A 21,505-nucleotide genomic window follows, 5' to 3' on the forward strand; every position below is an offset into this window, starting at 1 on the left:
CTGATCTCCTGCATTGAGCAGGAGATTGATATATAAAAATACGACAAACAGTTTAATATGAAAGAAAAAATAAGCATGTTATCTTTTCGTTTGGAAAAAGAATTAGAAAAATTAGGTCTAACTGAAGATCAAATATCTATAAAAAATTTATCTGATCTAAATAGCAGTTTAGATAAAATAAATAATGTTATAATAAATACTGATGATTTTTTTATTTTTTACGATGAATATTCAAATAGAATTGACACTAATCCTATTTTAGTAGATCGAAAAAAGTATATTCTAAATAGAATAAATGAGTTAACGATAAACGAAAAAATAAAAAATGTCAAAAATTTATCCATGCAACTTAATGATAAAAACATAGAAAGCAAGATAACTATCGAACTTATTTCTTTACAAGAAGAAGAATTGCGTCATAAAATGGAATTGAAAAAAATTACTGATATTGAAACCGAAGCAAAGATAAAACTTGAGCAGCAGCGCATTGACGGCCTTGAGCGCAAATCAAAAATTTGGTTGTCGTTCCTTCAGCGCGAATCCGCCGCCTCCATCATCGGCGGCCTTGTTCTCCTCATGCTTACCCTCGCCTTGATTGGCGGCATGATTTTCGGCAGGGAATCGCAAATTCTCAGCAACGGCTTTCTGGTCATCCTCGGCTATTTCTTCGGCCAGTCCTCAGTCAAAAACAACAAAGACGGCAGCAGCGACAGCATGTGAGAGAACTGCGCGGCGGTTTGCTTTTATTTAAATTTTATTCATTTTTCCATACATCATGTCCAGCACCTACCAGCCCAGCAGCAAGCCCGACCACGTTGATTTCCTTCAATCCACCTTTCGCCGCATCTTCCCGCAGGATGTCGAGTTCCGCGAGCAAGCCAAGGCGCGGCTGGAGCAGCTCACCATGCCGCACTGGGCCTTGGGTGATCTGATGGATTTGGCCGTTGATCTGGCCGGAATGACTCACTCGCTGCGCCCGCCAGTTGGCCGCAAGCGGGTGGTGATCATGGTCGGCGACCACGGCGTGACTGCCGAGGGCGTGTCGAAATATCCGTCCGAAGTCACCGCGCAGATGGTTTACAATTTCATCAACGGCGGCGCGGGGATCAATGCCTTGGCACGGCAGGCGCGGGCTGAAGTGACGGTAGTGGACATGGGCTGCGCCGCCGATCTTTCCGCCTTGACGGATGCGGACAAAATTATCTCAAAGAAAATCGGCAAAGGCACCGCCAACATGGCGCACGGCCCGGCCATGACCCGCACCAACGCGGTCTTTGCGGTCGAGGCGGGCATTGAGGTTGCCAATCAGCTTGCGCCGGAGACCGATGTTTTCGCCACCGGCGACATGGGCATCGGCAACACCACCGCCAGCACAGCCATCGTCGCCGCCCTGACCGGCAAGAGCATTGACGAGCTGACTGGGCGCGGCACCGGCTTGGACGATGCCCAGTTTGAACACAAAAAGAAGGTGCTGGAACGCATCTTGGCTGTCAACAAACCAGACGCGAAGGACGGTCTAGACGTGCTGGCCAAGGTTGGCGGCTATGAGATCGGCGGCATTGCCGGGCTGATTATCGGCGCGGCGGCCAACCGCAGGCCGGTAATCGTGGACGGCTTCATCTCCACTGCCGGTGCAATGATCGCCTGCAAATTGGAGCCGTTTGTCCGCGATTATATTATTTGCGCCCACCGCTCGGTTGAGCAAGGCCACGCGGCCATGCAGGCGCAGATCGGCTGCAAGCCTTTGCTGGATTTGAAAATGCGCTTGGGAGAAGGCACCGGCGCGGCCTTGGCGATGAATGTGGTTGAAGCCGCTGTGGCCGTGCTGACCGAAGTCGCCACTTTTGCCGAGGCCGGTGTCACCGGCACGCCAGTCTCATGAACCGCTGGCGGAGGAACCGGCGCAAGCGTGCCGAAGAAATGGCGCACCATGAAGGCAGCGAGAGACCGACGCGGCATTTTCGTCCGCCGACGCTGCTGCTGCGGCCTTTCGGCTCTTTCGCCGCCGCAGTGCGTTTTCTCACCCTGCTGCCTCTGCCGGGAAAAATCGGCACAACAGAAGACGAATTAACTCACGCCGCCCCATTTTTTCCGCTCGTCGGCCTGCTGCTGGGCTGTATCGCTGTACCAGCAGCCCAGTTTTTCTTCTATTTCCTGCCGCCTTTGCCCGCAGCAGTCCTGCTGATTATCCTCCTGCTCGCTTTTTCCGGCGGCCTCCATCTCGACGGCCTCGCCGACACCGCCGACGGTTTCCTCTCCGCCCGCAGCCAAGAGCGGATATTGGAAATCATGAAAGATTCCCATATTGGCACAATGGGGGCCGCTGCCCTGACGCTGCTCATTTTTCTCAAAACCGCCTGCCTTGCGTCCCTGCCTGCGGACAAGACGCTGGCCGCCGCCTTCCTCATGCCTGTTGCCGGACGCACGGCAATTTTGCTGCTCATGGCCCTGCTGCCCTATGCCCGCGAAGGCGGACTGGGCAGCCTTTTCGCTGTCTATTTCAACAGCAGCGCAGGCTGGATAGCCTCGCTGGGCGGCTTCCTTCTCCTCACTTGGGCCGCTTATGCCGCTGCTGGGCCGTCCGGCCTGAGCGTCGTTCTTGCCGTCCTCCTGCTGACCTTTCTTTTCGCCCTGCTCTGCCGCTGCAAAATCGGCGGAGCAACTGGCGACACCCTCGGCGCGGCCTGCGAACTGGCCGAAGCCGCCGCTGTCCTTGCCTTTGTTTTGAAAATTTAACTGCCGGGAAAATTTGTTTCAGAATATAATACACAGACGCGCAGCACTTCCGCAGCGCAGAGGTGGTTCAATGCAGGGGCGGCTCGCGAACCACCCCTGCGGACACGGGCTGCCGGAATTGATCAATAAAACCCGCAGGAGAAAAAATGGCTCTTTATGACTGGAAAGACGACTACAGCGTCGGCGTGGCCCGCTTTGACAATCACCATAAACGGCTTTTCGACATTGCCAATCAGCTCCACGAGATGATGAAACTGGGCAGAGGCGCAGACGTGATTGAACCGGTGCTGCGCGATCTGATTGAATATACCCGCTACCATCTTGCTGAAGAGGAAAAGGCGATGGAGACAATTGGCTATTCAGACATCGCCGCGCATAAATGGGCGCACAAAATCTTCACGGATCAGCTCAATGCGGCAGCAGCAGAGGTGGATCAGGGAAAAACTATTTTTGTGGTGATCAAAATTGCCAAAACGGTCATTGACTGGCTGATCAACCATATCTATGGGATCGACAAAAAATATACCCCGGAGATGAATGCCGGAGGCATTCGCTGAACAGTCTTCCGTCAGAAGGGAATTTGTGTGTTGTGTGAACGGCTGCCGCGTCATCTTCATCAGACGACGGCGCGGCAGAGTGTGGCAGGATTACGGCAGGAGATCGGTCGGCTCATTGAGCACGACGATTTTCGCTTTGGGGAAGAAATTGAACTCAGAAGCGGAAGCGGCAGTGTACGCGCCCATCATCCGTCCAATCACCAAATCACCGTTCTTCAGCTTGGGCAGCATGATGTTCTCGGAGATCACATCAATGCTGTCGCAGGTCGGCCCGGCCAGCACTGAGGGGAACAGCTCGCCGACGTTGTTCAGAGCCTGCACCGGATATACCGCATGGTCATAAATCATGCCGCTGAAGGAGCCGTACAGGCCGTCGTCCAAATAGTACCACGTCTTGCCGTCGCGCTCGGCCTGCCCCATGACCGAAGCCACAGAGATGATCGCCGGGGCAACAATGAAGCGGCCCGGCTCGGAGATCACGTCCACGCTTTCCGGGAACTCGGCCAGTGCCGCGCGGATCGGCACGCAGAATTCCTCAATGGCCAAGACTTGATCAATGTAATGCACCGGGAAGCCGCCGCCTATGTCCAAGGTGCTCAGTTTCGGCAGGCCCAGCGCAGTCGCCCGCTGGAAGACCTCACCGCAGGTTTGAATCGCGGTGACGTATTTCTGCGGATCAGCAGTCTGCGAGCCAACATGGAAAGACAGGCCCTTGATGCGAATACCAAACTGATGCGCCTGCTGAATCAGCTCCAACGCCCCTTCCGGGCTGCATCCAAACTTCTTCGACAGATCTGAATAGGCATCAGCGTTGCGGAAGCTGAGGCGGATGAGCAGCTCGGCCTCGTCCCGATAGGGAATGAACTTCTCCAGCTCGTTCAGGTTATCAATCACAAAAACCGTGCAGCCGTAGCGCAGGGCGTGACGAATGTCCGAATCCCGTTTGATCGGATGGGTGTGAATAGTTTTTTCGCCGGGAACTCCGACGTTCTGGACTAAATCCACCTCGCCGTTGGTGGCCAGATCAAAATTTGCCCCTTCTTGGAGCAAGGTTTTCACCACTGCCGGATGGGGCAGCGGTTTCAGAGCAAAGTGAGCGGCAGCTTCAGGCAGCGCCTGCCGGAGAGCGCGGTACTGACGGCGGATAACTTCGCAGTCAAGCAGCATCACCGGCGTGCCGTGGAGGGCTGCCGCAGTTTCGATCTGCTCGCGCTCAGACAGCTTACTGACGATTTCTGAGATGCGGGCAGCGGATGCGGCAGGCAGATTGGGCAGAATAACGGACATAAGACCCCCCTCAAGTTAAAGGTTGCAGAAGATGAAAAACCTCAACTCTCTTGCTCCTGACAGTTGCTCTGCCATTGCTCGCTTGGGGCGATTCTGCACGGATTGGCTATCAGCAAGAAAAGGCGAACATAATAAATGAAAATCAGCAGCTCCGCAAGCCTGCTTTGGACTGTCAACAGATATTTTTTTCTCGGTGTTGTTTTTTTTGGGCGGGCTGTTTTGCATCATCCTGTTCTTACGAGGAAAGCTGTTTATGCTCCGCTTCGCGGATTTTTTCAAAAAACTGCTCCGCCGGAAGCGGTTTGCTGAAGTAGTAGCCCTGCACTTCGTGGCACTTCCGCGCTTGAAAAAACTTGAGCTGCTCCTCGGTCTCCACGCCTTCCGCCACCACCTCCAAATTCAGGCCGTGCGCCATCTGGATGATGGAGTCAACAATTGCCTCGTCGTCAGAATCTTTGGTCAGGTCAGCGACAAACGATTGGTCAATTTTCAAGGTGTTGACCGGAAACTTCTTCAAATAGGCCAGCGAGGAATAGCCGGTGCCGAAATCGTCAATGGCGATGCGGACACCGATGCCTTGGATTTCCCGCAGCAGCTCAACCGCCAGCTCCGGGTCTTCCATCACCGCGCTTTCGGTGATTTCCAGCTCCAGCAGAGCTGGAGCAAAGCCGGTTTCGGCCAAGGTGTTGCGCAGCAGCAGCAGCAGCTCACGGCTCTTGAGCTGCCGGGAAGACAGATTGACCGCCAGCCGCAGCGGACCAAGTCCCTGACGCTCCCATTCTTTCATCTGGCGGCAGGCGGTGAGCAGGCTCCATGCGCCAAGCTCGCTGATCAGGCCGCTCTCCTCGGCAATGGGGATGAATTCTGCTGGGGAAATCACCCCTTCTTCTGGGTGCAGCCAGCGGATTAAGGCTTCCGCGCCGACAAAACGCGCTTCGGCCAGCGAATATTTCGGCTGATAATACAGCGCGAACTGCCCTTCTTCTAAAGCATGATGGAGCTGCTTTTCCAGATTGATCCGCTGCACCAATTTTTCGTTCATCTGCGCCCGGAAATGCTGAAAATCTCCCCGTCCGCGTTTTTTGGCAAAGTGCATGGCGGTGTCGGCATTGCGGATCAGCGAGTCGGCATCTCTGCCGTCATCAGGATACAGGCTGATGCCAATGCTGGCGTTAACGAAGACTTCCTCGCCGCCAAGATGAAACGGCTGCTGAAGCAGATGAATCAGCCGCCGGGCAAGATGGCTGACCGACTCACGAAATTTAACTTCTGAAAGAATCACAGTGAATTCGTCGCCGCAGAGCCGAGCCACGACATCGCTCTGGCGCACTCCGCCCCGAATGCGCTTCGCCGCCTGCGCCAGCAGCTCGTCGCCTGCTTTGTGACCAAGGGCATCATTCACATCTTTGAAGCGGTCAAGGTCTATGCAGAACAGGGCAAGCGGAATATCGTGATGCTGGCTGGTGAGCATGGCCTGCTCCAAGCGTTCCTGAAACAGGGTGCGATTGGGCAGCTTGGTCAGAGGATCGTAGAACAGCAGATTTTTCAGCTTCCGCTCGACATTCCGTTTTTCAGTGATGTCATTGAAGATTCCAACATAGTTGATCGTGACATTGCTGCTGTCTCGGATCGCACTGATGGTCAGCCATTTCTCAAAAACCTCGCCGTTCTTGCGCCGGTCCCAAATTTCGCCAGACCAAGAACCGTTTTCAATGAGCTGCCGCCACATCTCTTCGTAGAATTCTTTGCTGTGATGGCCGGACTTGTTGATGCGCGGATTTTTTCCGACGGCTTCTTCCCGGCTGTAGCCGGTGATGTCGGTGTAGGCAGCATTGACATCAAGGATGATGGCCTCTGAATCTGTGACCACCACGGCCTCAGCGGCATTTTCAATAATCATCTGATCCAGCAGAAGCCGCTGTTCCAAATTGCGCCGCTCGGTGATGTCGGTCTGGATGCAGCCAACGCAGTCGCTGCTCGGCAACGTGAAGCAGGAGGTGAGAAATGTGCGGGTGCCGTCGCTCAAGGAAATGCTTTCCTCGTATTCTGTCACAGTCTCAGTCCAAGCTGCTCCTGTTTTCAGCTGCCGAGTCAGATTGGGCAGCACGTCAGCGGCGCATTTGCCCACCACATCTTTTTTTTGGATGCCGAACAGCTCCTCGAAGCGGCGGTTGACAAAGACAAAGTGGCCTGAAATATCCTTCAGTGTGACCGCTGACGGAGAATTTTCTATTAAATCAACAAGCTGATTGCGGGCGGCATTCAGCTCATCCCGGCTGCGGCGAAGCTGCCGGATGTTGTGACGGCAGCGGCGGAGAAAAAAGGCGAGCAAAAAGAAAAGTGCTGCCAGACGAAGCAGTTGCCAGAGCCACCACGCCACGCTCCACGGGGCAGTGTAGGGAAAAAAGCACGCGGCGATGGCCAAGAACAGGCTGCATCCGGCCAGCAGCAGCGGTTCCAGCCGAGCTTTCCAAGCAAAGCGCAGTCCAGCGGCGAAAAAGCCCACACCGCCGCTGATGCTGACAGCATGGACGGTTGTTTCTGCTGGAATCAGCTCCGGCGCGGCAAGAAAAATGCTGCCGGGCAAGGCGCAGCAGGCGGCAACAATACAGGGCAGCCATTCCAAAACAGGATGGAGCGCGGCCCGGTCCGGCAGCAAGCTCAGGGCAAGAAAAAAGCCGCCGACAAGGGCGGCGGCGCTGTGCAGCCAGAGCGTGACTTCCGGCGGCGGGCTGAGGGCGTTGCAGCCGTCGAGCACGCCCATGCCAGCCAGCGCGGCGGCAATCCATACCGAACAGGGCGCGGCGTTGTCAGTCTGCCGCATGACCGTGATGAACAAGGAGGAAAGGATTGCCGCCACCGCGCTCCAGCCAAGCAGCAGGCTGGCCAATGAAGGGTGCGTCATGCGCCATCCTGCCGCCTGCGATTCCAGCAGCAGCACTGCCGCCGCAGGAATCACCGCAGCGGCCACGGCGGCCATGCAAAATAGCGCACGTCGGCCTGCGTCCGGCCTGTCCTCCTCTCTGCTCATCCTTGCATCCTTACGTTCATGCTTTTGGAAAAAGGGCTATTTTGCCGCTGTCTCTGCGGTGACGATGCTGCCGCAATGCCGCAGCGCGCCTTCCTGCTTGCAGCTTTCTGAGCTGGTGACCGTGACCCCGGTTCGCGTCTCCATCGCTTTCATCAGCATGTCGGCAATTTCCTGAAACTCCGTCGAAACGGTGTAGCGGTAGGACGGCTGACCGCCAGCACCTTCAGGAGCGATCTCAATCATGGTCGCTTTGTTTTGTTTCGTCATGGCCAGCACTTTGCCGGAAAAGGTCTCCGCCTCTGCTGTGCTCAGTCCAGTGAGCAGCACTGCCGCCGTCACAAATGCCGCTGCGAGAACATGTCTGCTTTTCATCAAAATTCCTCCTGGTTGCAGAATAGTGGTATTTTGCATCTGGGTAAATTTTCTGCAAGAGCGGCACTGCTGTCAAGATGAAAATCAGGTTCGTGGCTTTGGCTTGGCGAAACGCTGCCGGAGCTTGCCCGTGATCTCGTCAAACTCCGGCAGCTTGAGGAAATGCAGGGCGGCGGCGTAGAGCAGACTTGCGCTGCCGATCAGCAGAGCCACGCTAACAAGCTGCATGGGAAGTCTTCCTTGAAGCATCGAACTGAGCAGCATCTTCAGTCCGATGATGCCGAAGGCCATCACCGCGCTGGCAACGATGATCTTCAGCGTGCCTATGGCAAGCTGCTTCAGGGCGAAACCAGCCAGCTTGCGGTTCAGGACAAAGCCAAGGAAGAGGAAATTCAAGACCATCGAGCAGGAGGTGGACAAGGCGATGGCCCGGAAGGAGAGCATATCTATGGTCAAGGTGATGAACAGTATATTGACGGCCACGGCCATGAACGAGCTGATCACCGGATATTTGGTGTCATTAAGGGCGTAAAAGACCGGCACCATGATCTTGACGGCTGAATAGGCGAAGAGGCCGCAGGAGTAGCAGATCAGGGCTTCAGCAGTGCGGGCGGTGTCAGCGGCGGTGAAGGCGCCGTGCTCGAAGATCAGGCGGATGATCGGCCCGGCGAGCGCAATCAGGCCGACCGTGGCCGGAATAGTCAGGCTGAAAACCATGACTAAGGAGGAGGAGAAGGTCTGCCGCAGTCCGGGCAAATCTTTCTGCGCGGCATGACGGGCCAGCACTGGCATGGCGGCGATGGAGAAGGCCACGCCGAACACGCCGATAGGCAGTTGCACGAGGCGGAAGGCGTAGTTCAGCCAGGACACCGAGCCTTCCATGCAGGAGGCGGCGAAGTTGGTGTTGACGAAGACGTTGATCTGCGTGGCGGAAAGGCCGATGGTGGCGGGCAGCATCAGCCAGAGGATGCGGCGCAGACCAGGGTCGCGCAGGTCAAGATGCGGCAGGAAGCGGAAGCCAGTCTTGCGCAGTTCCGGCAGCTGCACAACAAGCTGGAGCAGGCCGCCGAGCAGTGTGCCCCAAGCCATGCCCACTATCGCGGGCTGGCCGAATTTCGGCAGCAGCAGGGCCAAAGACACGCCGCCGATGATCGAGCCAAGATTGAAGAAGGACGAGGACATGGCCGGGACAAAGAACTTGCCCTTTGTGTTGAGCATCCCCATCACTGCCGCTGCCAGCGCGACCAAGATCAGGAAGGGAAACATGATCTGGGTCATCAGGGCGGTCAGTTCGGTCTTGCCTGCGGCCGCCGCGAAATCCGGCGCGAGCAGGCGGACTATCGGCAATGCGCAGGCCATGCCGAGCAGGACAATCAGACTGAGCAGCATGGTCAGAAAGACCAGCACATTCGAGGCCAGCCGCCATGTCGCCTCCTCGCCCTTGTTGCTGTCGTAATCGGAGAAGACCGTGACAAAGGCGGCGGAAAGTGCGCCCTCGCCGAACAAATCCCGCAGCAGGTTGGGAATGCGGAAGGCGACGACAAAAGCGTCGTAGGCGTAGCCCGCGCCGAACATGTGGGCGAAAACCTGCTCCCGCACCAGCCCCAGAACCCGGCTGCACATCACCGCCCCGCTGACCGCACCGGCGGATTTGGCGATTCTCCCTGTTGAACTGCTTGGTTGCTCTGACATAATTTTTCCGCCCGCCCAGGGCTGAACGCATGGTTATGGCTTGATCTGCGCCGGAGCATGGAACGTAATGCGGCTTATCATGTTCCGGCAGATGCTGTTATTCCCGCATCTCAATGCACTTCTCCGGGCAGAACGCCGCCGCCTGCCAGACCGCATCCGTGACCAGCGGAGCCGCCGCAATCAGCTCCGCCTTTTCCGTCATGCTGTTCATGTGAAAGACTTCCGGGCATATTTCCACGCAGGTGCCGCAGCCGCTGCACCGGTAGCTGTCAATAATGATTTCGGCCATTTTTTCCCTCCTTTCGGCTCCGCTCAAGGGGCGTATGCGCCAAAAAAAGCACCCCGATTGAAGCTGAAGGGTGCTTTTTTGCGCATCACACCGAACACAAGCCGTCCAGACAGTCCTTGGTGAAGGCTTTGTCCGGCGCGACTGGATACCTGCCGTCAAAGCAGGCGAGGCAGAAATCCTCGCGTTGCAGACCAGTGGCCTCAACAAGGCCGTCTAAGCTGAGGTAGGTCAGTGAATCCAGCTCCATGTGATCGCGGATGGCGGCGATGGAAATTTTAGCCGCGATCAGCTCTTTTGAGGAAGGAAAATCAATGCCGTAGTAGCAGGCGTGGATGGTCGGCGGGCAGGAGACCAGCAGATGCACTTCTTTGGCTCCGGCATTGCGCAGGGCGTGCACCCGGCTTCTGCCGGTGGTGCCGCGAATGATCGAATCCTCAACAATAATCACCCGTTTGCCCTCAATCAGCGGGCGGACCGGATTCAGTTTCACCCGCACCGAAAAATCACGCATCGCCTGCGAGGGCTGAATGAACGTGCGGCCCACGTAATGGTTGCGGATCATGCCCATTTCCAGCGGAATGCCGGAAGCCTGCGAGTAGCCGATGGCCGCGTAGTTGCCGGAGTCCGGGAAGGGCATGACGAAATCCGCCTCAATTTTCGCCTCGCGGGCCAGAATTTCGCCCATCCGCTTGCGGGTCATATAGACGTTGCGGCCAAAAATGTCGCTGTCCGGGCGGGCGAAATAAACCTGCTCGAAAATGCAGAAGCTGCGATTGCGGGCAGGCCACGGGAAGAGCGACTCCAGCCCGTTCTGATTGATGATCAGCACCTCGCCCGGCTGCACGTCACGGACATACTCGGCGTTGATCAGGTCAAGGGCGCAAGTCTCCGAGGCGACCACATGCGCCCCGTTCTCCAAGCGGCCCAAGCAGAGCGGGCGGAAGCCGTTGGGGTCGCGCACCGCAATCAGGGTGTCCGGGGTCATCAGCAGAAGCGAATACGCCCCCTGAATGCAGGGGAAGGATTCGCGGATGGCTGCCGCCATTCCGGCGTGCATGTTGCGGGCGAGCAGATGGATAAAAATTTCGCTGTCCATCGTGGTTTGGAAGATGGAGCCGTTCTTCTCCAGCTCGTTGCGCAGCTCCATTGAGTTGACCAAATTGCCGTTATGAGCAACCGCAAATTGCAGCCCCTGGTGCGTGACCATGAAGGGCTGGGTGTTGATGATTGAGGACTCGCCGGTGGTGGAGTAGCGCACATGCCCGGCGGCGAGATGGCCGGAGAGCTTCTGGAGGCTGGTTTCAGTAAAAACTTCCGGCACCAAGCCCATCGCCTTGTGCAACGCCATGCGCTGGCCGTTGCCTGCGGCGATGCCCGCGCTTTCCTGACCCCGGTGCTGGAGGGCGTAAAGGCCAAAATAGGTCAGCTTGGCCGCGTCCTCATGGCCATAAATGCCGCAGATGCCGCACTCATGGGCGGGCTTAGTCCGTTCAAGATGTTCCATGATCATTCGCTCTGGTTAGGTTGTGCCGCTGCCTGAAAATCTGAAGGGCGCAGGAAAGATGCCTGCGCCCTGACATTGTTGACTGAATTTGCCGAATGTTCTTCAGCGGCCAGCATCGTGTCGGTGCGGTTAAAGAAAAATTCTGGAGTATGACCTGATACAGGAGAAAAGTCAAGCTGCTGGGCAGGAGGAATGGGCGAAGATGGCTGATGAGGATAAGAAGAAGTCGTTTTGGGAGATACTCGCTCTTGGTATCACGGCGACAGCTGCTGGATGCGCCGCTACAGAGTGCAGCAGCAACGCCCGGTACCTCGCTGACTTCGCAGCGTAAAATGATGGCGTTTTACACAAATAACTTCTCCACCACCTCATGCACGGTGCGGACAGGATGCGCCACGATGCCTTCAGCGGAGCCAGCTTCAAGCTGGCGGCGGCTGGATTCCGGCATGAGGAAGGTCTTGAAGCCGAGCCGCCGGGCCTCGCGCAGGCGCATCTCCATCTGGCTGACCGCGCGGATTTCTCCGGCCAGGCCGACTTCACCGCAGACCGCTGTGACCGGATCAACCACCTTCTCATACAAACTGGAAAGCAGGGCGACGATCACCGCCAAATCCAGTGCCGGCTCGTCAATGCGGATGCCGCCAGCGATGTTGAGGAAGATGTCATGATTGAAGAGCGTGAGGCCGATTTTCTTTTCCAGTACTGCTGTGAGCAAGGCCAGCCGCTGCGGGTCCGCGCCAATGGCGGTGCGCCGCGCCGTGCCAAGGCTGGACGGACTGACAAGCGCCTGCACTTCCACCAAAATGGGCCGCGTGCCCTCGACGCTGGGCATGACCACTGAGCCGGGCACGTTGACAGGCCGCTCGGCGAGGAAGAGCGCGGAAGGATTGTCCACCTCGGCCAGACCGCTCTCCTTCATCTCGAAGACCCCGATTTCATTGGTCGAGCCGAAACGGTTCTTGACCGTGCGCAGGAGGCGGAAAACCTGGCTGCTGTCGCCCTCGAAATAAAGCACGGTGTCCACCATGTGCTCCAGCACACGCGGCCCGGCGATGCTGCCGTCCTTGGTGACGTGGCCGATGAGGATCACCGGCATGTCCGTGCGCTTGGCAAGATTGACCAAAAGCGAGGTAGATTCGCGCACCTGCGTGACTGAGCCGGGCGCGGAGCCGACCTCCTCGCTGTACACGGTCTGGATGGAATCCACGGCGAGAAAGGCAGGGCGCAGCTCCTCCACCTGCCGGATAATGGCCTGCACCGAGGTCTCGGCGGCAAGAAAAATGCTGTCGCTCCGCACTGCCAGTCGCTCGGCCCGCATTCGGATTTGCCGGACAGACTCCTCGCCGCTGGCGTAGAGCAGCTTGCGATCTTGTTGGGCCAGCGCGGCTAAAAGCTGGAGGATGAGCGTGGATTTGCCAATGCCCGGATCGCCGCCGATCAAGGTGACAGAGCCGGGCACAATGCCGCCGCCGAGCGTCCGGTCCAGCTCGCTGATGCCGGTGACAAGCCGCTTTTCCTCCTCGCCGCCCTCGCCGTTGAGCGGAAAAACTGCCGCCGCCGAGCCGCGCAGTTTCGGCTTGGCCTGCGCCTGCTGCTCGCGCAGGCTGTCCCATTCGCCGCACTGCGGACAGCGGCCCAGCCATTTGCGGCTTTCATGACCGCAGCTGGCGCAGAGGAAGATAAGTTGTGGTTTAGCTGGAGCCATACGGTTCATCCGTAATGCCGCTTCCTGTGACAGTTTGGACAAAGAGCGACTGTGTTTTCTATGGTGTCTGCTCCTCCTTGAGCCAGTGGAACAATATGATGCGTTTCAAGGAAAGGCTCATTCGTCAATTTGCTGATAAAAGGCGCAGGTTGCTTGCAGTCGCAGCATATTCCGTTCGCTTTTCTTTTTGTATACTCGGCAATATATGGATTTCTTTCAAATTTCAAAACGGTTACACGTAATCGTGACGATTCAATGCAGCGGTTTGCATTTTTTATTTTTTCTTCCAAATCGTGAATACTCAATTTTCTGACTTCTTTTTCCATTTGCTCCTGTTCTCAATAATAATCATCGATTGCAGTGTAAACAGGATCAGGGGTGCGACTTGATAACACTTGTGACAAATAAGCAGTTAATCCACGGGAATGCGTCCTTCTCATCAGCGAAGTTATCTTGGTGTTGCGTATCGCATAATCGATAAAACGTCTGTTCGATTCTTCTAAGGAAGGTAAAATATTAACAATATGCTCATGCAAAACAAGACAGCCGACAGAGTCGGGAATTTTGGCAAGACAGTCGGGAGTTTCTCTTAAATTATTGGAAATAATCTTTTTCTTTCCTTGATGCCCTTGAAATTTCACAGATGCTGCCTCTGTGAAATTTAAAACTTCTTTCAGAACGAGTACTAATGAATATTTTTTGTATATAGTTATGCAGTATTCTTGGCCAACATTAAACCTTATAAATTTTCCATATTTATCAAGATTTATATTCCAATTATCACATCTCAGTTCATTGGCGTAAAAAATCGCATCTGACAAGAAATGCAGAATATTTTCTCTCAATTTAACATCTGGAAGCAATTCTTCGGCGATCTTCTGAGCCGACTGAACGTTTTCTCTGTCAAATGTTTTAGATTTATTGCGATTATTATCTTTACCCCACTTCCAAATTTCTTCGAGTTCATTCGCCACGTCATCAGGAATCTCTGACCCAGACCCTCTCGGATGCCAATATTTTTTCTTTAAAACAGGATGATTTTCAAGCAGGTCAATATTTATTATGCAATCCATCCCAGGAACAAGTATTCTGTCAAAATCTACATCTACGTATAGTGCTTCCTTCTGAGTCTGACTATTATTCCAATGTGTATCAGGATACACATCTGATGCAGCCCATCCAGAAGCCATGATGCCTTTTGGCTCTTTCCCTAAACGAATAAGAAAAAGACGATCACCTTTTTGAATGGATTTCCGTGATCCTGTACTCCCGTCTCCTGAGAAGACTCCTCTTTTTTTAATCTCCTGAGCCGCATCAGCAATATCATCCCAAGGATAATACTCAGGATTCCATATCAATAAGTACGTGGCCATTTTTTCTTCTGAAAAACTTGACGTTGAATGCCTAAAACGGCTGAACGCTCCGCTTGTTTTATAGAACGGCGATGCCATTTGCAGCACCGCACTTTTTTGTTTTAGGGCAAAAAACTACAACCCAGCCTCTTTGCAGGCTTTCACCAGAATCATATTCTTGTTGCCCTGAATCTTCTCAATCAGCCGGGAGCGTTCGCATTCCCATTTATCCACCGGATCGAGCTTGTTCCATGCCTCGAAGAGTTTGATGTTTGACTGCGCAATCACGCCGCGCCCGTAGGCTGCCTCCATGTACATGTAGGTGCGGGCGATGTCGCCAAATTTGTCATCCGGCGGTTCGGCGACGCTGCCTTCAATCTCCATGTTGCATTTCCCGTACTCGCGCTTTTCGCCCGGAATCATGTCGAAACGGTAATTGCTGCGGTCGCCATTGACCTCGCCGATGGCCGGGACAAGATTGTACATGTCCGCCTCCATCAGCTCAAATTGCTTGCTGGCCTTGGCCGCGCATTTGCGGCCTTTGTAGGGCTGACCTTTGCTGTCCACGCAGTCCGGGTGGCCGTCGCGCCATTCAGGAAAACTCTGGCCGAAGGATTCCGCTGCGACAATATGCTCCCATTCAACCCGGTTGGCCCGCTCCTCGTTCTTGCGAAAATGAAAGCCGCTCTTGCTGTGATCGAGATTAAAATCTTCGTCATAGGTGCTGCCGCAGTAGAACTCTGTGAAATGCCGGGCGGAGACGTACATCTTCTTCAGCAGCGTCTTTGACTTGTCAAAGGAGTCAATTTTGGTGTTGCCTTCAGTCGCAGGCAGTCCACTGATTTTGACATCCGGCACCTTGCTGCTGCTTTTTTTCTTGTCAGGATATAAAATATTTTGCAATGGCGCAGGAATGTATTCCTTAAGAAATGCGGGAGCACTGCCGGTGAAGAGCATGAATGCTCCGGCAGTCAGGACGATCACAATAGTGACGATGAAATTCTTCTGCTGGCTGGTATTTTTTTTCTGAGCGGCCATGATGATTTTGTGCTCCTGCGGATGAATGGTTGAATCGGACTGTTTTTTCAGCAAAATAGTACCTGTTCCGGCGGCGACTTGCAAATTCTTCTGCGTCGCAGCGGTGTCAGCGCAAAGCTGCTGCCAGTTCGGCGGCGCAGCGCATGAATTCATGCCCCCGATGCTCGTAGTTATTGAACATGTCAAAACTGGCGCAGGCCGGAGCTAAGAGCACAGTATCGCCCGGCTTGGCTGCTGCAAGGCCCTTGCACACCGCGTCGGCCATGTCGGCAGCGAATTGATGCCCGATTCCAGCGGCTTCGGCAGCGACAGCCAAATCCGGCCCTGCCTCGCCGATCAGCACAAGCTGTTTGACATGCTGCTGAAAAGCCGGAATCAATTCGCCGAAATCACCGCCTTTGTTCCGCCCGCCCGCAATCAGCACCACATCTTTCTTAAAGCCAGCCAAAGCCGCTTGCACTGCGCCGATGTTGGTCGCCTTGGAATCATTGATGAAACAAACCCCGTTGATTTCCCCAGCAGGAGTCATCCGATGCAGCGGCGGCTGATAGACTGCCAAACCTGCCTTGATGCCTTCGACAGAACAACCAAAGGCCCGCGCCGCCAAAATCGCCGCCGCTGCGTTATAAGCGTTGACCAGCGAACTGAGCCTGGTGGCGGACAAATCGTAGAACTCCGCCGTGCCGTCCGCGCCGAAACCGGATTCAATCCGTACCTGCTGCCCTTCAATTTTAGCCCGACAGTCTGGCTGCGTGCCGAAATACAGCACGGCTCCGGCAGTTGTCACCGGCTTGCTTGCAACTAACGGATCGTCCGCGCCAAGAATGGCGATATCAGTCTTGCCTTGGCGGGCGAAAATCTGCCGTTTGGCCTCGGCGTAATTCTCAAAACTGCCGTGCCGGTCAATGTGATCCGGCGAAAGATTAAGCAGCAGGGCAATATTGGGCCGGAACGCGCCCGCCATCTCAAGCTGAAAGCTGGACAGCTCCAGCACCGCTGCTTTCGCATCGTCCGGCTCGCGCAGCCAGTCCAAAACTGGTGTGCCGATGTTGCCGCCGACAAAGGTCTTTTTGCCGGAGCTGCGCAGTAGCTGGCCGATCAGGCTGGTGACAGTGGTTTTGCCGTTGGAGCCGGTCACAGCAAGCACCGGCACCGAAATACGCCCGGCAGCCAAGGCCAGCTCGCCGACCACTGGCACGCCCCGGCTGCGAGCGGCGTTCAGTACCGGCAGATTCGTTGGTACGCCGGGACTGACCACAATCAAATCGGCATCGGCGAAAAATTCCGGCGTGTGGCCGCCGAGTTCCACTGCCGCGCCGCATTCAGCCAGCACGGCCTGCTCTTCCGCCGTGATCTGCTGTTTATATTCCGAGGCAGCGGTTTTCAACCCAAGATTGTGCAAATATTGCACCGCCGCCAAGCCGGATTTGCCAAGGCCAACAGCGACAGCTTTCATGCCGGGTTTCAGTTCAAGCATCGTTTTTCCTGAATTGCGTTCTTCATATCCCCTCCTTGGCTCATCGTAATCAGGCGGTCTGCGCATTGATGACCGTGAGCTGCTCGTTCAACGTCCAAAGATCATAGAGATACCCGAAACCGCACAGGCCTAATGTGAAAAACCAGAGGATGCCGGTCAGCCATTTGCCCATGTACAGGCGGTGCGCCCCGAGCAGGCCGAGGAAAACCAGAAGGAGCCACGCGGTGTTATAGTCCTTGGCACCCGGCGTGAACCGAAGGTCGGCCTCCCGATCCATGCCCGGAATCAGGAACAGGTCAATCAGCCAGCCAATGCCACACAGCCCCAGTGTGCAAAACCAGATCGTGCCGGAAATCGGTTTGCCGTAGTAGAAGCGATGCACACCGAGAAAGCCAAAAATCCAGAGGATGTAGCCAATAGTCACGCTGTGCGTTTCCTGTTTCACCATGTCCGCTCTCCATTGATTTTTTCTTTCAGCTCCGCAATCCGGGCCAGCGAGGCGCGGATGCGTTCTTCTTCAATCAGGCCCTGCTCCAGCAGCTCCGCAACTGCCGCCATGCCTTCGGCATGCGCATCCGGGCGGCGGAGCAGGTTATTGCCGACTATCAGCAGATCAGCACCAGCCAGAACGGCACGCTGCACCGCTTCGCGATAGCCATACTGCTCGCTGACGGCCTTCATTTGCAGGTCATCAGTGACGATCAGCCCATTGAAGCCCAGCCGCTCCCGCAGCAGGCCAGTGACTATCGCAGGTGACAGGCTGGCGGGCAGGCCGTTTGGCTCCAAGCCGCGATGGGTCACATGCGCGGTCATAATTGCGTCAGCGCAACCTTCCGCAATCAGCAGACGATACGGCTCCAGCTCAATGTCCTGCCAGTCGTGGGTGATGTCAACAAAGCCGAGATGGGTGTCGCCGCGTGCGCTGCCGTGGCCAGGAAAATGCTTGAGGCAGCAAGCGATGCCGCAGCGGCGGTGCGCCTCAATAAAGGCTTGGCAATGGATGGCGGCCTGCTCGGCAGAGCTGCTGAAGCTGCGCTCCCAGCGGGCGATGATCGGGCTGGCGGGATTGAGATTGAGATCAGCGACCGGTGCCAGATTGAAAGTGATGCCGTGTTCCGCCAAGGTCGCCGCCAATGCGGCAGCAGCCTGCGCAGTCGTGTTTTCCGGCGGCTCTTTGCCCAGTTCAGCAGCAGAGCGCGTGGCCGGGAAACCATCCCGCTCTTTCAGTCGCCGCACCTTGCCGCCTTCCTGATCCACCGCGATCAGCAGCGGTTCTGCTGCTCGGTCCCGCAGTTCGGCGGTCAGGCGGCGGAGTTCAGCGGGCGAGCTGAAATTTTGCACCGAACCATCCACATTGCGGTCGAAAAGAATCACCCCGCCGAGCTGGCCTTGCGCCAACGCGGCACTGAGCCACGGGCTGCGGTCAAGGGTGCAGCCGTCAAAACCGACAAGAAAGAGCTGGCCGAGGTGCATAGTCAAAAATGCTGGCAGAGGATGTACCGGATTAAGGCATGATACCCGGTTGGCGCGGAGAAATCACGGATGTTTTCACCGGTAGTGCTGCTGGATGGTCTTCACCAAGGCGGTCAGCGTCCGGTTGACCGGGACAGCCAGCCCCAGCTCTTCGGCCCGGCGGACAATCCAGCCGTTGATGGCCTCAATTTCGGTGGGCCGCCGCGCATCCACGTCTTGGCCCATTGAAGAACGGTTGGCAGCAGTAGCCTGCGCCACAGCAAAAACTTGGGCCGCCGCATCATCAGGCAGCGGCACAGCCAGCGCATGGGCCACAGTCATGGCCTCATCCACGGCGGCTGTGACCAGCTCGCGAGTCGCCGCCAGCGCAAGCAGCTCCCCGTTGCGGATGCCGGTCAGGGCAGTTATGGCATTGATGCCGACATTGACCAGCAGCTTCCGCCACAGCAGAGGCATGATGTCCGTTGTGCTTTCCGCAGCAATGCCTGCGGCAGAAAAAACTGCGGCAATCTGCGCGGCAATCTGCGAGCTGCCTTGCGGCCATTTGCCAATGAAAGTACTGCCGCTGCCCGAATGCTGGATGCGGCCTAGCCCAAGCTGCATGGCTCCTTGCGCCGTGCAGCCGCACAACAGCCGCTCCGGGTTGACCACCTCAGCAATGATCTCGGGATTGCCCATGCCGTTCTGCAAGGTGAGCACAGCCGGACAGCCGGACAACTTGGCGGCTGCTTGCGCCGCCGCTTTAGTTTGGCCGTGCTTGACACAGAGCAAGGCCAGCTCGCTTGCGCTGATGGCGGCAGGATCAAGAACGGCCCGCACCCGGACGATGCGCTCCTGCCCGTCCTTGCGGATATGCACGCCTTCCGCATTGATCAGCCTGACCTTCTCCGCTCCAACATCAAGCAGGCACACGTCCTGCCCGCCTTCAGCCAGCAGCCCGCCAAAGAGGCAGCCCATCGCTCCCGCACCAATGATGGTGATCTTCATGGCCGGTCAGTCCTCCCACCGCGTCTGTTCGACCTCACCCGGCGCAGTCTCTTGCTCCAGCTCGGTCAGCAGCTCGGCGACCGTCCGGCCCAGCAGCGGATGCCGGAGCTGCGGCGCAATTTCCGCCAGTGGTGCCAGCGCAAACAGCCGCTCATGCAGGAAAGGGTGCGGCAGGATGAGGCGTTCCGTCCGCAGCACCAGTTCCTCTGCCAGCAGCAGGTCAAGGTCAAGGGTTCTGTCTTGATATCCGGCGCGTTCTGGGAAACGAATTCTGCCGAACCGTTGCTCGATTTCCAGCAGGACATTCAGCAACGCCTCCGGCGGCAGCTCAGTGCGCAGCAGCCCGGCAGCATTGACAAACCAGTTCAGGCTGTCCATGCCGACCGGCTTGGTGCGGTACGGCGACGAAAGCCGCAGCGGCATGATGGCCGGGCATTCGGCCAAGGCGCGCCACGCATCCCGCAGCAGCCGAAGCGGCTGGCCGAGATTGGAGCCAAGGCCGATGCAGGCGAGATAGGAAGAGGGTATTGTCGTCATAGCTTGTTCAAGGCTGCATCCAACGTCGCCTTGATTCGCTTCTTTTCAATTTCAGGATCAACCTTCTGGAGATATTCGACTGCGGCCAAGTCATCGCCACGCCTTCTGTTCTGGCGCGGTTCCAGGGCTTCAATCAGGATGGCCTCTAAGGCTGGAATCAGATTTGCCGCTTTGTAATTGTCTGGCAATACGCCAATCTGTCCGTCGTCGGAAACGGGCAGCAGTCCGAACCACGAAAAACGATCCCAGCGGGAGGAGAGGCGGTCAATGGTATGCTCGTACAATCTTCTGCCGAGAGGTCTGTCCGTTGAGCGGCCAACATAAATGACCTCCCTGCCGTCATAGAGGAGATAGATACCGAGCTGTTTGCAGAAATCAACAGTCTTTGATCCTATCTGCTGCATACCAAGAATTTTTGGCATTGAATTCCACTCGACGAACTCTTTTCTCCAGAACATGCCGAATGATGTTATAATTTCATACTGTTCTTCCGATTCTTTCGTTTCTTCTTCATCAGCAGATTCTTCTGAAATTTCTAACTGTTTGTCAAGCAAGTTAGAGTTTAAGGCAAAAATACCTCTTCCGGCACGAATAAATGGTGAAAAATCGCCATCGTCTCTTATGGAAGATGTTATATATCTGTTGACAGTGTTCGATGGCGTTGCTCCAAGATTTTTACATAGACCTTCAGATATAATTTTCTCTGTTATTTCATTGTAATGAAGAGGTATGGATGATAACGTCAGAACTTTTTTGATAGCCTCAACCCATGTTGTTTTCGATTCCCTCGCGCATGATCTTGTTTGAATTTCTGATTCTTCACTGCACGGCAGCGCGGCAGGATCCTCATCTTGCTTGCTTTTCACCGTGGAGTCCGCAGCAATCATCTTGGTCTCTTGCGTATTGCTTTCTGGCCTTGGCGATGGCGAAACAGAAGCAGGAGTGATCTGATTATTCACTTGCCGACTGGAATCATTTTTCTGACTTCCTCCTTTGTATCTATAAGCTGGATGCCACTGCCCGCTGCCATCCTTTGAAATCATGTCATGATCGTTGATTTTTCCTTCGTCAAAAAGTCTTTTTATTTCGACGACAGACAAGTTGCTGACAATTCTGCCATCTTGGGATTTAATCGAGTATGTCACAGCCATTTGGTCGCCCCAGATACTGGTTTCAATTTTATTAAATATGCTGTCGGCAATATCTTTGTATTTTCGGAAAGTTGCTGCCGACAAATCTGGTTGCCATTCTATCACGCTTTCCGCATAGTAGCAACTGCCTGCGAAAGCCATGTTCACCTATTGGAACGCATCCCATTCAGGGATATAGCAGTTTTTGGTTGTATAGACACTATATCGAATTTTAGGTTGCAATATTTTAAAATTTATGTTACTTGTTGTTTTGCTTTGTTAATTTAAAATTTAAGCCCCAAAAAAGGCAAACTGGCGAAGAGGACATAAAAATGACA

Annotated in this window: 21 protein-coding genes; 5 read left to right on the forward strand and 16 right to left on the reverse strand. The window is 55.4% G+C overall.

What is annotated here, in order from left to right; translation table 11 throughout:
- Positions 1 to 57 precede the first annotated feature (57 nt).
- The 4 genes from ACNKH6_RS08730 (at position 58) to ACNKH6_RS08745 (ending at position 3,293) form a co-directional block, all read left to right on the forward strand.
- Positions 58 to 720 (forward strand): hypothetical protein, encoded by a 663-nt coding sequence (locus ACNKH6_RS08730; protein ID WP_417915170.1) that lies wholly within the window; start codon positions 58 to 60, stop codon positions 718 to 720.
- Positions 721 to 775: 55 nt separating this feature from the next.
- Positions 776 to 1,882 carry a nicotinate-nucleotide--dimethylbenzimidazole phosphoribosyltransferase gene (gene cobT, locus ACNKH6_RS08735; RefSeq protein WP_417915171.1) on the forward strand — a complete coding sequence of 369 codons (1,107 nt, stop codon included), beginning with the start codon at positions 776 to 778 and terminating at the stop codon, positions 1,880 to 1,882.
- Entirely contained in the window at positions 1,879 to 2,736 is an 858-nt protein-coding gene (gene cobS / locus ACNKH6_RS08740) for an adenosylcobinamide-GDP ribazoletransferase (RefSeq protein ID WP_417915172.1), read from the forward strand. Before cobT ends, cobS begins: the two co-directional genes overlap by 4 nt.
- A gap of 146 nt (positions 2,737 to 2,882) precedes the next feature.
- Complete coding sequence (locus tag ACNKH6_RS08745) at positions 2,883 to 3,293, forward strand: bacteriohemerythrin (protein ID WP_417915173.1); 411 nt, start codon at positions 2,883 to 2,885, stop codon at positions 3,291 to 3,293.
- Positions 3,294 to 3,383: 90 nt separating this feature from the next.
- Here the strand turns inward: ACNKH6_RS08745 and ACNKH6_RS08750 are convergent, their stop codons facing one another.
- The 6 genes from ACNKH6_RS08750 to purF form a co-directional block, all read right to left on the reverse strand.
- Positions 3,384 to 4,580 (reverse strand): type III PLP-dependent enzyme, encoded by a 1,197-nt coding sequence (locus tag ACNKH6_RS08750; RefSeq protein WP_417915174.1) that lies wholly within the window; start codon positions 4,578 to 4,580, stop codon positions 3,384 to 3,386.
- 235 nt (positions 4,581 to 4,815) lie between these two features.
- Complete coding sequence (locus ACNKH6_RS08755; protein ID WP_417915175.1) at positions 4,816 to 7,611, reverse strand: EAL domain-containing protein; 2,796 nt, start codon at positions 7,609 to 7,611, stop codon at positions 4,816 to 4,818.
- Between the two features lie 36 nt (positions 7,612 to 7,647).
- Complete coding sequence (locus tag ACNKH6_RS08760; RefSeq protein ID WP_417915176.1) at positions 7,648 to 7,983, reverse strand: hypothetical protein; 336 nt, start codon at positions 7,981 to 7,983, stop codon at positions 7,648 to 7,650.
- A gap of 84 nt (positions 7,984 to 8,067) precedes the next feature.
- On the reverse strand, positions 8,068 to 9,675 hold the full coding sequence (gene murJ / locus ACNKH6_RS08765; protein WP_417915177.1) for a murein biosynthesis integral membrane protein MurJ: 1,608 nt from the start codon (positions 9,673 to 9,675) through the stop codon (positions 8,068 to 8,070).
- A 97-nt stretch (positions 9,676 to 9,772) separates the two neighbouring features.
- Positions 9,773 to 9,964: a ferredoxin gene (locus tag ACNKH6_RS08770; protein ID WP_417915178.1), complete on the reverse strand. Its 192-nt coding sequence runs from the start codon at positions 9,962 to 9,964 to the stop codon at positions 9,773 to 9,775.
- Between the two features lie 85 nt (positions 9,965 to 10,049).
- A complete protein-coding gene (gene purF / locus ACNKH6_RS08775) occupies positions 10,050 to 11,468 on the reverse strand; it encodes an amidophosphoribosyltransferase (protein WP_417915179.1) in 1,419 nt (472 codons plus the stop codon).
- 202 nt (positions 11,469 to 11,670) lie between these two features.
- Between purF and ACNKH6_RS08780 the strand changes: the two genes are divergently transcribed.
- On the forward strand, positions 11,671 to 11,799 hold the full coding sequence (locus ACNKH6_RS08780; RefSeq protein ID WP_417915180.1) for a hypothetical protein: 129 nt from the start codon (positions 11,671 to 11,673) through the stop codon (positions 11,797 to 11,799).
- Positions 11,800 to 11,811: 12 nt separating this feature from the next.
- Here ACNKH6_RS08780 and radA read toward each other — a convergent pair whose 3' ends face one another.
- The 10 genes from radA to ACNKH6_RS08830 all read right to left on the reverse strand — a co-directional run bounded on the left by radA (position 11,812) and on the right by ACNKH6_RS08830 (position 21,329).
- Positions 11,812 to 13,182, reverse strand: a complete 1,371-nt coding sequence (gene radA, locus ACNKH6_RS08785; protein WP_417915181.1) for a DNA repair protein RadA — start codon at positions 13,180 to 13,182, stop codon at positions 11,812 to 11,814.
- Positions 13,179 to 13,499 (reverse strand): HNH endonuclease, encoded by a 321-nt coding sequence (locus ACNKH6_RS08790; RefSeq protein WP_417915182.1) that lies wholly within the window; start codon positions 13,497 to 13,499, stop codon positions 13,179 to 13,181. Before ACNKH6_RS08790 ends, radA begins: the two co-directional genes overlap by 4 nt.
- A 12-nt stretch (positions 13,500 to 13,511) precedes the next feature.
- Positions 13,512 to 14,624: an EVE domain-containing protein gene (locus ACNKH6_RS08795; protein ID WP_417915183.1), complete on the reverse strand. Its 1,113-nt coding sequence runs from the start codon at positions 14,622 to 14,624 to the stop codon at positions 13,512 to 13,514.
- A 36-nt stretch (positions 14,625 to 14,660) separates the two neighbouring features.
- The gene (locus ACNKH6_RS08800) at positions 14,661 to 15,716 is read right to left on the reverse strand and encodes an endonuclease I family protein (protein WP_417915184.1); all 1,056 of its coding nucleotides are present in this window, start codon (positions 15,714 to 15,716) and stop codon (positions 14,661 to 14,663) included.
- Positions 15,670 to 17,040 carry a UDP-N-acetylmuramoyl-L-alanine--D-glutamate ligase gene (murD, locus tag ACNKH6_RS08805; RefSeq protein WP_417915185.1) on the reverse strand — a complete coding sequence of 457 codons (1,371 nt, stop codon included), beginning with the start codon at positions 17,038 to 17,040 and terminating at the stop codon, positions 15,670 to 15,672. The genes ACNKH6_RS08800 and murD overlap by 47 nt, the downstream gene beginning before the upstream one ends.
- 49 nt (positions 17,041 to 17,089) lie before the next feature.
- Complete coding sequence (locus tag ACNKH6_RS08810) at positions 17,090 to 17,488, reverse strand: NINE protein (protein ID WP_417915186.1); 399 nt, start codon at positions 17,486 to 17,488, stop codon at positions 17,090 to 17,092.
- Positions 17,482 to 18,513 carry a glycoside hydrolase family 3 protein gene (locus ACNKH6_RS08815; RefSeq protein ID WP_417915191.1) on the reverse strand — a complete coding sequence of 344 codons (1,032 nt, stop codon included), beginning with the start codon at positions 18,511 to 18,513 and terminating at the stop codon, positions 17,482 to 17,484. Before ACNKH6_RS08815 ends, ACNKH6_RS08810 begins: the two co-directional genes overlap by 7 nt.
- A 75-nt stretch (positions 18,514 to 18,588) precedes the next feature.
- The gene (locus ACNKH6_RS08820) at positions 18,589 to 19,500 is read right to left on the reverse strand and encodes a ketopantoate reductase family protein (protein WP_417915187.1); all 912 of its coding nucleotides are present in this window, start codon (positions 19,498 to 19,500) and stop codon (positions 18,589 to 18,591) included.
- A gap of 6 nt (positions 19,501 to 19,506) precedes the next feature.
- The gene (folK, locus tag ACNKH6_RS08825; RefSeq protein WP_417915188.1) at positions 19,507 to 20,037 is read right to left on the reverse strand and encodes a 2-amino-4-hydroxy-6-hydroxymethyldihydropteridine diphosphokinase; all 531 of its coding nucleotides are present in this window, start codon (positions 20,035 to 20,037) and stop codon (positions 19,507 to 19,509) included.
- Entirely contained in the window at positions 20,034 to 21,329 is a 1,296-nt protein-coding gene (locus ACNKH6_RS08830; RefSeq protein ID WP_417915189.1) for an HTH domain-containing protein, read from the reverse strand. The genes folK and ACNKH6_RS08830 overlap by 4 nt, the downstream gene beginning before the upstream one ends.
- Positions 21,330 to 21,505: the final 176 nt, after the last annotated feature.

Origin of the sequence: Candidatus Electronema sp. JM (genome assembly GCF_048287415.1) — a bacterium.
Classification (GTDB): domain Bacteria; phylum Desulfobacterota; class Desulfobulbia; order Desulfobulbales; family Desulfobulbaceae; genus Electronema.